The 12,749-nt window shown below is 58.1% G+C and carries 13 protein-coding genes; 9 read left to right on the top strand and 4 right to left on the bottom strand.

Going from position 1 to position 12,749, the window contains the following annotated elements; translation table 11 throughout:
* Positions 1-3: 3 nt before the first annotated feature.
* Entirely contained in the window at positions 4-999 is a 996-nt protein-coding gene (locus V476_RS09235) for an ArsR/SmtB family transcription factor (protein WP_024961108.1), read from the bottom strand.
* Between the two features lie 258 nt (positions 1,000-1,257).
* Between V476_RS09235 and tkt the strand changes: the two genes are divergently transcribed.
* The 7 genes from tkt (at position 1,258) to fba (ending at position 7,701) form a co-directional block, all read left to right on the top strand.
* Complete coding sequence (tkt, locus tag V476_RS09230) at positions 1,258-3,255, top strand: transketolase (protein ID WP_003393691.1); 1,998 nt, start codon at positions 1,258-1,260, stop codon at positions 3,253-3,255.
* A 119-nt stretch (positions 3,256-3,374) separates the two neighbouring features.
* Complete coding sequence (gene epd, locus V476_RS09225) at positions 3,375-4,418, top strand: erythrose-4-phosphate dehydrogenase (protein WP_003411999.1); 1,044 nt, start codon at positions 3,375-3,377, stop codon at positions 4,416-4,418.
* 22 nt (positions 4,419-4,440) lie between these two features.
* Entirely contained in the window at positions 4,441-5,604 is a 1,164-nt protein-coding gene (locus tag V476_RS09220) for a phosphoglycerate kinase (protein WP_024961109.1), read from the top strand.
* Positions 5,605-5,631: 27 nt separating this feature from the next.
* Entirely contained in the window at positions 5,632-5,862 is a 231-nt protein-coding gene (locus tag V476_RS09215; protein ID WP_003316354.1) for a lipoprotein, read from the top strand.
* Between the two features lie 84 nt (positions 5,863-5,946).
* Complete coding sequence (locus V476_RS09210) at positions 5,947-6,144, top strand: hypothetical protein (protein WP_003316353.1); 198 nt, start codon at positions 5,947-5,949, stop codon at positions 6,142-6,144.
* A gap of 52 nt (positions 6,145-6,196) precedes the next feature.
* Positions 6,197-6,523 carry an MliC family protein gene (locus V476_RS09205; protein ID WP_024961110.1) on the top strand — a complete coding sequence of 109 codons (327 nt, stop codon included), beginning with the start codon at positions 6,197-6,199 and terminating at the stop codon, positions 6,521-6,523.
* A gap of 113 nt (positions 6,524-6,636) precedes the next feature.
* Positions 6,637-7,701: a class II fructose-bisphosphate aldolase gene (fba, locus tag V476_RS09200; protein WP_003316351.1), complete on the top strand. Its 1,065-nt coding sequence runs from the start codon at positions 6,637-6,639 to the stop codon at positions 7,699-7,701.
* 175 nt (positions 7,702-7,876) lie between these two features.
* Here the strand turns inward: fba and V476_RS09195 are convergent, their stop codons facing one another.
* The 3 genes from V476_RS09195 to V476_RS09175 all read right to left on the bottom strand — a co-directional run bounded on the left by V476_RS09195 (position 7,877) and on the right by V476_RS09175 (position 10,925).
* Positions 7,877-8,824 carry an IS110 family RNA-guided transposase gene (locus tag V476_RS09195; protein WP_051128927.1) on the bottom strand — a complete coding sequence of 316 codons (948 nt, stop codon included), beginning with the start codon at positions 8,822-8,824 and terminating at the stop codon, positions 7,877-7,879.
* Between the two features lie 1,215 nt (positions 8,825-10,039).
* Positions 10,040-10,459, bottom strand: a complete 420-nt coding sequence (locus V476_RS09180) for a DUF3010 family protein (RefSeq protein ID WP_003316349.1) — start codon at positions 10,457-10,459, stop codon at positions 10,040-10,042.
* A gap of 55 nt (positions 10,460-10,514) precedes the next feature.
* Complete coding sequence (locus tag V476_RS09175; RefSeq protein ID WP_003347277.1) at positions 10,515-10,925, bottom strand: lysozyme inhibitor LprI family protein; 411 nt, start codon at positions 10,923-10,925, stop codon at positions 10,515-10,517.
* Positions 10,926-11,152: 227 nt separating this feature from the next.
* Here V476_RS09175 and V476_RS09170 point away from each other — a divergent pair, with 227 nt between their 5' ends.
* Positions 11,153-12,130 carry a dipeptidase gene (locus tag V476_RS09170; RefSeq protein ID WP_003316346.1) on the top strand — a complete coding sequence of 326 codons (978 nt, stop codon included), beginning with the start codon at positions 11,153-11,155 and terminating at the stop codon, positions 12,128-12,130.
* An 84-nt stretch (positions 12,131-12,214) separates the two neighbouring features.
* Positions 12,215-12,745: a DUF5943 domain-containing protein gene (locus tag V476_RS09165; protein WP_024649247.1), complete on the top strand. Its 531-nt coding sequence runs from the start codon at positions 12,215-12,217 to the stop codon at positions 12,743-12,745.
* Positions 12,746-12,749 lie beyond the last annotated feature (4 nt).

The following is a 12,749-nucleotide window of genomic DNA, read 5'->3' as shown; positions in this document are numbered from 1 at the left end:
ATTTTACCGATGGTGAGTGTCGCCAGCCGGTCGCTGAAAATGGCGAACCTGGATCTGGAAACCATTACGTAAGCCTACATAGAGGCTTTCCCCGGGAACTAGCCCCGCAGCGATGGCCCAACGGGCCAAGTCTTCCTGCTCGAAACCTAACCAGAGATCGCCACAGGCCTCCCTGGCCCAACTCTGGTCATGACTACACAATTCTGTTACCAGCAGGCTACCGCCGGGTTTTACATGTTCGGCCAGTTGCTTCAAGGCTTCGGCCGGTACCGCGAAATGATGCAGCACCATGTTGAGGACGACGCAATCGGCGCTGACTTTAGCGTCGGTCAGTGCGTCGGCCAGCCTCAGCTCAACGTTAGCCAGTGCATTGCGCTCGCAGACGCCACGCGCCAGGTCCAGCATCACCGGACTGTTGTCCATCGCGATGACCTGAGCGAAGCGTCGCGCCAGCTCAGGGAGGAAGCCGCCGTCACCGGGGCCTACTTCCAGAGCGGTTGCCTGGGCGCCGAAGCTCAGTTTGTCGAGCAAGGTCAGCAGGCTTTCGCTGTACTGCGCCAAACCGGCGATCAGGTCCTGCTGGGCACGAAACTTTTCTGCGGTACGGGCGAAAAAATCCTGGCTGGCCAATGCCCGTTGCCGATGCACCAGGCCAATACGGCTTTGTACGTCGTCCGGCAAGTCCAGCGTATCCACTTCATCCAGCAGCGCCGCATGCAGCCTGCCACCCGGCAACTCGGTATGGGGCAGGGCGCGCCGGTAGAAAATCGCGTTGCCTTCACGCCGTGTCGCTACCAGATCAGCCTGCGCCAGCACCTTGAGGTGGTGGCTCATGCCGGACTGGCCGATGGCGAAAATCTGCGCCAGTTCCAGCACGCCGAACGAGTCGTTGGTCAGCACACGCAGCACGTTCAGCCGCAAGGGATCGCCGCCGGCCTTGCACAATGCAGAGAGGTCGTCGCATGCATCGTGGCGAATGGCAGGTACACGCAGGTTCATAGCTGCGCAGTCTAGAGAGCGATTCGGAGTGTCGCAAGGGCAATATCAAAAAGTTTTGATATTGCTGGATGGATGGCGCCGGTCAGGCGTTGTGAACTTGTCGTGCAGACGGGTGATCCAGTCTTTGCGTGGCAAATAATGTCCGCAACCCCGGAAAAAAGCCTATGGTCGTCTATCTGTGATTGCCCCCGGCCTGTCCGTGAGGGAAAATAGCCTTCTTTTTCTCAATCCTATTTCTTAATTCCCAGGAGATCAGCGATGCCAAGCCGTCGTGAGCGTGCCAACGCTATTCGTGCCCTCAGCATGGATGCCGTGCAAAAAGCCAACAGCGGCCATCCGGGTGCCCCCATGGGCATGGCGGATATCGCCGAGGTTCTTTGGCGCGATTATATGAAACACAACCCGGCAAACCCTTCGTTCGCCGACCGTGACCGTTTCATCATGTCCAACGGCCACGGCTCGATGCTGGTCTACTCGTTGTTACACCTGACCGGCTACGACCTGTCCATCGACGACCTGAAAAACTTCCGTCAATTGCACAGCCGCACACCGGGTCACCCGGAATACGGTTACACGCCTGGCGTCGAGACCACCACCGGTCCGCTGGGTCAGGGCTTTGCCAACGCCGTCGGTTTCGCTGCTGCCGAGAAAACGCTTGCCGCGCAGTTCAACCGTCCAGGCCACTCCATCGTCGATCACCATACGTACGTGTTCATGGGCGATGGCTGCATGATGGAAGGTATTTCCCACGAAGCGGCCTCGCTGGCCGGTACGTTGCAACTGAACAAGCTGATCGCGTTCTACGACGACAACGGCATCTCCATCGATGGTGAAGTGGAAGGCTGGTTCACCGACGATACGCCTAAGCGTTTCGAGTCGTACGGCTGGTTGGTGATCCGCAATGTCGACGGTCATGACCCTGAAGAAATCAAGACGGCCATCGAAACCGCTCGCAAGAGCGATCAGCCAACGCTGATCTGCTGCAAGACCACCATCGGTTTCGGTTCGCCGAACAAGCAGGGCAAGGAAGAGTCCCACGGTGCGCCGCTGGGTGCTGACGAAATCGCCCTGACCCGTGCTGCACTGAAGTGGAACCACGGTCCTTTCGAAATCCCGGCTGATATCTATGCCGAGTGGAACGGGAAGGAAAAAGGCCTGGCTGCCGAAGCCGAGTGGGATCAGCGTTTTGCTGATTATTCCGCCGCCTTCCCGGAGCTGGCCAACGACTTCATTCGTCGCATGAGTGGGCAATTGCCTGCCGATTTTGCTGAAAAATCAGCGGCTTATGTCGCCGAAGTCAACGCCAAGGGCGAAACCATCGCCAGCCGCAAGGCCAGCCAGAACGCGCTGGGAGCACTGGGCCCGTTGCTGCCTGAAATTCTGGGTGGTTCGGCTGACCTTGCCGGGTCCAACCTGACCATCTGGAAAGGCTGCAAGAGCATCACCGGCGAAGACCCTAACGGCAACTACCTGCATTACGGTGTTCGCGAGTTCGGCATGGGCGCCATGATGAATGGCATCGCCCTGCACGGCGGCTTCGTGCCTTACGGCGCAACCTTCCTGATCTTCATGGAATATGCTCGCAACGCTGTGCGTATGGCCTCGTTGATGAAGAAGCGCGTGATCTACGTATTCACCCACGACTCCATCGGTCTAGGCGAAGACGGCCCGACTCACCAGCCGATCGAGCAATTGACCAGCCTGCGTACCACACCGAACCTGGACACCTGGCGTCCTGCGGATGCGGTGGAATCGGCCGTGGCCTGGAAGCACGCTATCGAGCGTGACGATGGCCCGTCGGCACTGATCTTCTCCCGTCAGAACCTGACTCACCAGGCGCGTGACGAGAAGCAACTGTCGTACATCGCGCGTGGCGGCTACGTGCTGCGTGATTGCGCGGCCGAGCCTGAGCTGATCCTGATCGCGACCGGTTCGGAAGTAGGTCTGGCCGTGCAGGCGTACGACAAGCTGACCGAGCAGGGTCGCAACGTGCGCGTGGTGTCCATGCCATGCACCAGCATTTTCGAAGCTCAGGATGCTGCGTACAAGCAGGCAGTGCTGCCGTTGCAGGTCAGCGCGCGTATTGCGATCGAAGCGGCTCATGCCGACTACTGGTACAAATACGTCGGCCTGGAAGGGCGCGTGATCGGCATGACCACCTTCGGCGAGTCGGCCCCTGCGCCAGCGCTGTTCGAAGAGTTCGGGTTCACGCTGGAAAACGTCCTGAGCACTGCTGAAGAACTGCTGGAAGACTGATCAACTGCCTCATGGTTGGTAGTTGATTTTGTGGGAGCGACCGGGGCGGATCGCCGCACCGGCCGCTCCCACAGGCTTTATCGTTTGCGCAATCAGATCCAGCCCCTGGCGAAAATTTCATGCCCCAGCCCCGCCCCTACAAAGTTGCTCTGAACGGTTACGGCCGTATTGGTCGTTGCGTCGTTCGCGCGCTGTGCGAGCGAGGGGCCAAAGCCGGGTTTGAAGTGGTTGCCATCAACGATCTGGCCGACATGGCCAGTCTTGAATACCTCACGCGCTTTGACTCCACACACGGCCGGTTCCCCGGCGAAGTGCGGGTTGAAGGGCAATACCTGCACATCAATGACCACCGGATCAAGGTGCTGCGCAGTGCGACGCCGGAAGGCATAGACTGGGCCGGTCTGGAAGTCGATCTGGTGCTTGAGTGCTCCGGCGTCTACAACACTCGCGAAGACGGCCAGCGTTTTCTGGAGGCCGGTGCGCCGCGGGTGCTGTTTTCCCAGCCGATGGCCAGCGAACGGGATGTCGATGCCACCGTGGTGTTCGGCATCAACCAGCACAAGCTGACTGGCCGCGAGCTGCTGGTCTCGGCCGCGTCGTGCACCACCAACTGCAGTGTGCCGCTGCTGCGCTTGCTGGATCAGGCCATCGGCCTGGAATACATGACCATCACCACCATCCACTCGGCGATGAACGATCAACCGGTGATCGACGCTTATCATCACGAGGATCTGCGCCGTACTCGCTCGGCCTTCCAATCGATCATTCCGGTATCCACCGGTCTGGCGCGCGGAATCGAACGGCTGCTTCCGGAACTTGCCGGCCGAATTCAGGCCAAAGCTGTTCGCGTGCCGACGGTGAATGTGTCCTGTCTGGACATTACCTTGCAGATGTCGCGAGACACCGATGCCGTGGAGATCAACCGTATCCTGCGTGAGGCCGCCACCAGCGGCCCGCTCAAGGGGCTGCTGGCTTACACTGAATTGCCGCACGCCAGTTGCGATTTCAACCATGACCCGCATTCGGCCATTGTCGATGCGAGTCAGACCCGCGTTTCCGGACCCCGGCTGGTCAATCTGCTGGCCTGGTTCGACAACGAGTGGGGCTTTGCCAATCGAATGCTCGACGTCGCCGATCACTTTCTGCGCGTCGCTGACCAATAACAGTAAAAAAACAGGAATGCTCATGACCGTCTTGAAGATGACCGACCTCGATCTGCAAGGTAAACGTGTACTGATCCGCGAAGACCTCAACGTCCCGGTAAAGGACGGCGTGGTCAGCAGTGATGCACGTATCCTCGCTTCGCTGCCGACCATCAGGCTGGCTTTGGAAAAGGGCGCGGCCGTCATGGTCTGCTCGCACCTTGGCCGCCCGACAGAGGGTGAGTTTTCTGCCGAGAACAGCCTCAAGCCGGTTGCCGACTACCTGAGCACGGCGCTGGGTCGTGACGTTCCTCTGGTTGCCGATTACCTGGACGGCGTCGACGTTAAGGCCGGTGATGTCGTTCTGTTCGAGAACGTTCGCTTCAACAAGGGCGAGAAAAAGAACACTGACGAGCTGGCGCAGCAATACGCAGCGCTGTGCGACGTGTTCGTGATGGATGCCTTCGGCACCGCGCACCGTGCCGAGGGTTCTACTCACGGCGTGGCCAAATTCGCCAAGGTGGCCGCCGCAGGACCGCTGCTGGCCGCCGAACTCGAATCACTGGGCAAGGCCCTGGGCGCTCCGGCTCAGCCTATGACCGCGATCGTTGCCGGCTCCAAGGTCTCCACCAAGCTGGACGTGCTCAACAGCCTGAGCGGCATCTGCAATCAGTTGATCGTCGGCGGCGGCATAGCCAACACCTTCCTGGCTGCGGCCGGTCACAAGGTCGGTAAATCGCTGTACGAACCTGATCTGCTCGACACCGCACGCGCCATCGCCGCCAAAGTCAGCGTGCCGTTGCCGACTGACGTGGTGGTTGCCAAAGAATTCGCCGAAAGCGCTGCCGCTACCGTCAAACTGATCGGTGAGGTCGCCGATGACGACATGATTCTCGATATTGGCCCGCAGACTGCTGCGCATTTCGCCGAATTACTGAAATCTTCCAGGACTATCCTGTGGAACGGTCCGGTCGGCGTGTTTGAGTTCGATCAGTTCGGTGAAGGCACTAAAACGCTGGCCAAGGCCATTGCTGAAAGCCAGGCGTTCTCCATCGCGGGCGGCGGCGACACGCTGGCAGCCATCGACAAGTATGGTGTTGCGCAAAAGATTTCCTACATTTCGACCGGTGGCGGTGCGTTCCTCGAGTTCGTGGAAGGCAAGGTTCTGCCAGCGGTGGAAGTGCTCGAACAACGCGCCAAGGCTTGAGTGAAAGCTTTGGACAAGGAGTGGTCAATGGTCAGGGCGTTACCGTGGTTTCTCATCGCAGGTTTACTGGCCGGTTGCGCGGGCAAGCCTGCGGCTGAAGAGGTGGAGAGCGACTCCCCGACTCAACCGCTCCAGCTAAGCTGCTATCAGGCGGGCTGGCAGGCAGAAACGGTGCCGGTGGTCTACAAGCGTGGCGGTCCGGAGGTTTGGGATCGTTATGAATTCATGCCGCGGACCGGCAATGTAGGCTGTCTGTGAGCCAGGTCTGAAACCCGTTGGCAACATTGACGGGCTTCAGCGGTCTTTAAAGGGTGGATATTTTTCCGCGAAAGGAGTTTCGCCATGAAGATCGCTGCCTTGGCTCTGATGAGCTGCATTGTACTGGCTGGTTGTACCGGTTCTGGCTCGCGTGCCAAGACCTGTCAGATATTCAGCCCGGCCGCCGTGAATGTGCCGACGACTGAAAACAGTCAACGGGTCGAGGCACATGTCACCGGTGAGCCGGCCGATGACCGAAATCAGGAACAGAACTGCCCCTGACAGTTGAAACGACCGGCACGTGCCGTGTTTCGCAGGGCAGCCAGGAGACGTAATGAAAGGCGTGATTGCCCTTGGGGTTTTGGCAGTGCTTGGCGGTTGTTCGAGCATGAGTTCACCGCAGCACAATGACCCCTGGAATCGCTGGGTATGCGACAGCAATGCAGAGGTCAACTGGCGCTACATCGACTCGGCCAAGAAGGAAGTCGATGTGCGTCTGAATCAGAGCGACCAGGTGTTCAGGCTAAAGGCCGAACCCGGCGCTGCCAGCGGTACGCTGTACAGCAACAATGTGTTGGCATTCGTCAACAAGGGTAGCGAGGGCCTGATCTACTGGGACGCTACCAACGATCTGATCGGTCGCGGCTGCAAGGCCAGATAAGTCGGATCTCGGGCACACACGCACGGCCTCGCGGCTGAGCTTATAACTTGAATGGCAGCCGCCACTACGGCAGGCTTGCTCGACTAACGACCCTACCGGGAGAGAAACAGACAATGGCACTTATCAGCATGCGCCAGATGTTGGACCACGCAGCCGAATTCGGCTACGGCGTTCCAGCTTTCAACGTAAACAACCTGGAACAGATGCGCGCCATTATGGAAGCGGCCGACAAGACCGACTCCCCGGTGATCGTCCAGGCTTCTGCCGGTGCCCGCAAATACGCCGGCGCGCCGTTTCTGCGTCACCTGATCCTCGCCGCGATCGAAGAATTTCCGCACATCCCGGTGGTTATGCACCAGGACCACGGCACCAGCCCTGACATCTGCCAGCGCTCGATCCAGCTGGGTTTCAGCTCGGTCATGATGGACGGCTCGCTGCGTGAAGACGGCAAGTCCCCAGCCGATTACGACTACAACGTCGACGTTACCCGTCGCGTGGTGTCTTTCGCTCACGCCTGCGGTGTTTCGGTGGAAGGCGAGCTGGGCGTGCTGGGTTCGCTGGAAACCGGCATGGCCGGTGAAGAAGACGGGGTTGGCGCGGAAGGCGTTCTGGATCACAGCCAGATGCTGACCGACCCGGAAGAGGCCGCTGACTTCGTCAAGCGCACTCAGGTCGATGCCTTGGCCATCGCCATCGGCACCAGCCACGGCGCTTACAAGTTCACCAAGCCGCCTACCGGCGACATCTTGGCGATCGAGCGTATCAAAGAGATCCACAAGCGCATCCCCAACACTCACCTGGTGATGCACGGTTCTTCCTCTGTTCCACAGGAATGGCTGAAGATCATCAACGAGTTCGGCGGCGACATCAAAGAAACCTACGGTGTGCCGGTCGAAGAAATCGTTGAAGGCATCAAGCACGGCGTGCGCAAGGTCAACATCGACACCGACCTGCGTCTGGCGTCCACTGGTGCCATCCGCGAATTCATGGCCAAAAACCCGAGCGAGTTCGACCCGCGCAAGTACCTGGCCAAGACTGTTTCGGCCATGCGTGACGTCTGTATCGCCCGTTACGAAGCATTCGGCACCGCTGGCAACGCCTCGAAGATCAAGCCGATCTCCCTGGACGCCATGTTCGAACGCTACGCGCGTGGCGAACTGGATGCCAAGGTCAACTGAGTTGGCTGAGCATTGAAGAAACCCGCAGAAATGCGGGTTTTTTTATGTCCGGCCAAAAGCACCTGCCAGGCGAATGAATGCTCCGCGCTCATGGTTAGACACAAGTACCGAAGAGCCTGAACAATCTCGCTTCTGCCCGGCGGGCGTAGGAGATTCTATGGTTTTGGCAAAGCCCTCAAGCCACTTTTGTTTGATATTCGCTCTGGTTCTTTAACAGAGCGAAGACTACTCGAGCCAACTTTCGGGAGAGCATGACCAGCGCTTGAGTTGTACTAAAGCCACGCTTTCTCTGCTCTTCATAAAAAGGCTTCCAGGCCGGCGTACGGCTCCCGGACATAGCCGCGTTGTGCAGCAACCGTCGGGCTTCTGGATCGCCGCGTTTGGTCAATCGACGAGGTCCATCACTTTGCCCTGATTTGGATACTCTCAGGTCCAGCCCAAGAAACGCGATAAAGGCGTTCGCTCCGCTGAACTCGCCTCGCTGAAAAGAAGTGACCAAACGAGCTGCAGTCAGAAAGCCGATCCCTTCTACTTTCATACAGCGGTTGACCTGCCTCATCAGACCGGCTTCCTGCAGTACATCGCGAATCTTCTTTTCAACGAGCGCCTCAAATCGTTTCATCGAGTTGACCTGATTGGCGAACGCTGTTCTCAGAAAAGGCTCGTTGGTCCAGCTTTGCACCAGGCCAGTACGAGCCTGAACCAAGGCTGCACGACGTCGGAACAGGCTCAGAAGCTGCCGATAAAGCGGGCTCGCAGGTATCCAGGGCCGCAACTCATCAAGCTCGTTTTTCAGGTATCGGGCCAACAAACGAGCATCTTGGGCATCGGTTTTGGCGCGTATGTTGACGCCTTTACGGTAATGACTGAGCTGATAGCCATCCACCATATAAATGTCACAGCCTGCTTCGTGGGCCGCATCCGCGAACAGGACGTGATAGACGTTAGTGGCTTCGATGGCGATGGCGCAGCTGCTCGCCAAGGCCTTCAGCCATTGGGTGATGGCGACTTTGGTATTGGGGATTGCCTCAAGTCGATCATATTGATCGTGGTAGATCACCAGCTCATTCTTGGCGACATCTACACCGATGATCGGTTTTTCCAGAGTAACCCGCATTGCCATAACGCCTCCTCGGGGATAAGGTTTACAGACTTGAAGGGGCCACCCAGAGGCGCAGGCTTGTTTCTATCGTAGGTTGTGAGCCTTAAGCATTCTTTATCGGCGCTTGGGTGAAAGGAGGAGGGGTGAAATCTCCTACGGGTCTGTACTGCGCGAACAGTCAGAAGCGAACTAAGTCCCTCCTCCTCCCTTCAAGTCTTACCATACAAGCGAACTTGTTCGCGAAAGGGCCGGTACATTCTCCGAAAATGCATTTTCTGAACGACCGTCTTCGCGAACAAGTTCGCTCCCACGGCCTCCGGCCAGAATCAAAAGCGGACTTGTGCGTAACGATGGGCACTCCGCGTGGGCATGCGGTTCCGGAAGCTCTTGAAGCTGAAGAGCCTGAACAATCTCGCTTCTGCCCGGCGGGCGTAGGAGCGAACTTGTTCGCGAAAGGGCCGGTATATTCTCCGAAAATGCATTTTCTGAACGACCGTCTTCGCGAACAAGTTCGCTCCCACGGCCTCCGGCCAGAATCCAAAGCGGACTTGTGCGTAACGATAGGCACTCCGCGTGGGCATGCGGTTCCGGAAGCTCTTGAAGCTGAAGAGCCTGAACAATCTCGCTTCTGCCCGGCGGGCGTAGGAGCGAACTTGTTCGCGAAAGGGCCGGTATATTCTCCGAAAATGCATTTTCTGAACGACCGTCTTCGCGAACAAGTTCGCTCCCACGGCCTTCGGCCAGAATCAAAAGCGGACTTGTGCGTAACGATGGGTACTCCGCGTGGGCATGCGGTTCCGGAAGCTCTTGAAGCTGAAGAGCCTCAACAATCTCGCTTCTGCCCAGCGGGCGTAGGAGCGAACTTGTTCGCGAAAGGGCCGGTATATTCTCCGAAAATGCATTTTCTGAACGACCGTCTTCGCGAACAAGTTCGCTCCCACGGCCTCCGGCCAGAATCCAAAGCGGACTTGTGCGTAACGATGGGTACTCCGCGTGGGCATGCGGTTCCGGAAGCTCTTGAAGCTGAAGAGCCTGAACAATCTCGCTTCTACCCGGCGGGCGCAGGAGCGAACTTGTTCGCGAAAGGGCCGGTATATTCTCCGAAAATGCATTTTCTGAACGACCGTCTTCGCGAACAAGTTCGCTCCCACGGCCTTCGGCCAGAATCAAAAGCGGACTTGTGCGTAACGATGGGTACTCCGCGTGGGCACGCGGTTCCGGAAGCTCTTGAAGCGTCTAAACGCTCTTCATCACCCCCGCACACGCCGCCTTGTACGCTTCGTGCTGATACTTGTTCAGGGTGTCGGGCAGGGCGAAGGTGTGTTTCTTGTTCTGCGCATTGATGGTCTGCGGTGAGATCAGCACCACGTTGCAATCGGACATCAGTTGAAAGATGGTTTCGATCTTGAAAGTGGTCGGGCCGCCAGCGAATTCGCCTTTCTTGCTGCGCTTCTTGATGACCACATGGCTGATGCCGTTTTCACGCACGAAACCGGCAAGTTGTGTGGAGAAGGCTTTGACGTTGGCGGCCTCGTCATCGTCCTCCAGTGCAAGCTTCTTCGTGGCGAGCGGCAAGTGCTCGATGTCGCCATTACGTCGCGTGGCGAGGGCGAAGATGGCTTCGCTGCCTTTGATTTCTACACCGCAAATAATCATGAGAAAACCTGATGAGCTCGTTCATATAAAGAGGCAGGTTATCTCATCGTAGACGTTATTCCTGAGCTATCGACTCCAGATACTCCGAGCGCTCGTCACTCATGCGTGCAACGCAATCGTTTTCACTGATGGTGAAGGCCTTACTACCTGCTGCAGAAGGAAAGACTTCAACCGCGCAGTCGGCGTCACGCAGCTTCTCCCAGGCTTGCTGGGCGGTCTTGAGCTTGCTGGTAAAGTCGTTGAACTGCGTCTTGTTGGCAACGAACTGCGACTGAACGCGCTTGAGCAGGTTGTCGAAGTTCTCCTTGAGCAACTGTTCGGCAGTGGTGCGGCTGTAGGCCGAGCATTCAAGGGTCTGCTTGTCGTCCTCGACACCGTCGCACGGCGACGCGTCAGGGTTCTGAGCGGCGTGTACGCCAGTCACAGCCGTCGTCATAAGGGCCAGGGTCAGCAAAAACGTTTTCATCGAGTCGCTCCGATCCATTGATAGGCTCGATTCTGTCTCAAGCGCGAGACATTGAACAGGTTTACGACATCGCACGACGACACGCCGTCCCCCTTTGTCGCATCTTGACGCTTTCGGCAAACCCCCTGTCGTTTTTGCACCCGGTTCCCCTGACCCTCCGGCATATGCTGACCCCATTAGCGCCGACAGCCGATTCGGCGCACCGGAATCAAAAAGGGGACAGCCTGATGAGCCCAGCCGAATTACACGCCGACAGCATCGTTATTGACGGGCTGATCATCGCCAAGTGGAACCGCGAGCTGTTTGAAGACATGCGCAAGGGCGGCCTGACCATGGCCAACTGCACCGTGTCGGTGTGGGAGGGCTTTCAGGCGACCATCAACAGCATCTGCACCAGCCAGAAACTGATGCGCGAAAACAGCGACCTGGTCATGCCCGTTCATACCACTGCCGACATCCGCAAGGCCAAGGAACTGGGCAAGACCGGTATCCTGTTCGGCTTTCAGAACGCGCACGCCTATGAAGACCAGATCGGCTACGTCGAGATCTTCAAGAAGCTCGGCGTGGGCATCGTGCAGATGTGCTACAACACCCAGAATCTGGTGGGCACGGGCTGCTACGAGCGCGACGGCGGGCTATCGGGTTTCGGTCGTGAGATCGTCGCTGAAATGAACCGCGTCGGGGTGATGTGCGACCTGTCCCACGTCGGCTCGAAAACCTCGGAAGAAGTCATTCTCGAATCGAAAAAGCCGGTCTGCTATTCCCACTGCCTGCCGTCCGGCCTCAAGGAACACCCGCGCAACAAGTCCGACGTCGAACTGAAGTTCATCGCCGACCATGGCGGTTTTGTCGGCGTGACCATGTTCGCGCCGTTCCTGGCCAAGGGCATCGAGTCGACCATCGACGATTACGCCGAAGCCATCGAATACGTGATGAACATCGTCGGCGAAGACGCCATCGGCATTGGTACTGACTTTACCCAGGGTCACGGCCAGGAATTTTTCGAGTACCTGACCCACGACAAGGGCTACGCCCGCCGCCTGACCAACTTCGGCAAGATCATCAACCCGCTGGGCATCCGCACCGTGGGGGAGTTTCCCAATCTGACTGAAACGTTGCTCAAGCGCGGTCACTCCGAACGCGTGGTGCGCAAGATCATGGGCGAGAACTGGGTCAACGTTCTGGCCGACGTCTGGGGCGAGTAACCCGCCCGCCATACCTTATCGAATTGAACCCCCACGGCCCTTCGAGCGGTGGGTGTAGCCCGAATCATCTGGAGTTTGACCGCCATGGCTAAAATCGCCCCGCAACTGCCCATCGAAGTCGACAGCGAAACCGGCGTCTGGACCTCCGATGCGTTGCCGATGCTCTATGTGCCCCGGCACTTTTTCGTCAACAACCATAGGGGCATCGAGGACGTGCTGGGCGCCGATGCCTACGCCGACATCCTCTACAAGGCGGGTTACAAATCCGCCTGGCACTGGTGCGAAAAGGAAGCCGAATGCCATGGCCTGGAAGGCGTTGCGGTGTTCGAGCACTACATGAAGCGTCTGTCGCAGCGCGGCTGGGGCCTGTTCAAGATCCAGGACATCGACATCGAAAAAGGCACTGCCAGTGTGAAGCTGGAACACTCCTGTTTCGTGTACGTCTACGGCAAGGTCGGGCGCAAGGTCGATTACATGTTCACCGGCTGGTTCGCCGGGGCCATGGATCAGATCCTCGCTGCCAGCGGCAGCACTGTGCGCACGGTTGCCGAGCAGGTTTACGGTGGTTCCGAAGAAGGTCATGACGACGGTCTGTTCGTCGTTAAGCCGCTGTAAATCG

The sequence above is a fragment of the Pseudomonas syringae KCTC 12500 genome, from assembly GCF_000507185.2.
Taxonomy (GTDB): Bacteria; Pseudomonadota; Gammaproteobacteria; order Pseudomonadales; family Pseudomonadaceae; genus Aquipseudomonas; species Aquipseudomonas syringae.
This window is presented reverse-complemented; position numbering and strand designations above follow the sequence as displayed.

Excerpts from the sequence above, each read along its gene's own strand:
- V476_RS09235 (WP_024961108.1), bottom strand. The coding sequence starts at position 999 with ATGAACCTGCGTGTACCTGCCATTCGCCACGATGCATGCGACGACCTC.
- tkt (WP_003393691.1), top strand. The coding sequence starts at position 1,258 with ATGCCAAGCCGTCGTGAGCGTGCCAACGCTATTCGTGCCCTCAGCATG.
- epd (WP_003411999.1), top strand. The coding sequence starts at position 3,375 with ATGCCCCAGCCCCGCCCCTACAAAGTTGCTCTGAACGGTTACGGCCGT.
- V476_RS09220 (WP_024961109.1), top strand. The coding sequence starts at position 4,441 with ATGACCGTCTTGAAGATGACCGACCTCGATCTGCAAGGTAAACGTGTA.
- V476_RS09215 (WP_003316354.1), top strand. The coding sequence starts at position 5,632 with ATGGTCAGGGCGTTACCGTGGTTTCTCATCGCAGGTTTACTGGCCGGT.
- V476_RS09210 (WP_003316353.1), top strand. The coding sequence starts at position 5,947 with ATGAAGATCGCTGCCTTGGCTCTGATGAGCTGCATTGTACTGGCTGGT.
- V476_RS09205 (WP_024961110.1), top strand. The coding sequence starts at position 6,197 with ATGAAAGGCGTGATTGCCCTTGGGGTTTTGGCAGTGCTTGGCGGTTGT.
- fba (WP_003316351.1), top strand. The coding sequence starts at position 6,637 with ATGGCACTTATCAGCATGCGCCAGATGTTGGACCACGCAGCCGAATTC.
- V476_RS09195 (WP_051128927.1), bottom strand. The coding sequence starts at position 8,824 with ATGGCAATGCGGGTTACTCTGGAAAAACCGATCATCGGTGTAGATGTC.
- V476_RS09180 (WP_003316349.1), bottom strand. The coding sequence starts at position 10,459 with ATGATTATTTGCGGTGTAGAAATCAAAGGCAGCGAAGCCATCTTCGCC.
- V476_RS09175 (WP_003347277.1), bottom strand. The coding sequence starts at position 10,925 with ATGAAAACGTTTTTGCTGACCCTGGCCCTTATGACGACGGCTGTGACT.
- V476_RS09170 (WP_003316346.1), top strand. The coding sequence starts at position 11,153 with ATGAGCCCAGCCGAATTACACGCCGACAGCATCGTTATTGACGGGCTG.
- V476_RS09165 (WP_024649247.1), top strand. The coding sequence starts at position 12,215 with ATGGCTAAAATCGCCCCGCAACTGCCCATCGAAGTCGACAGCGAAACC.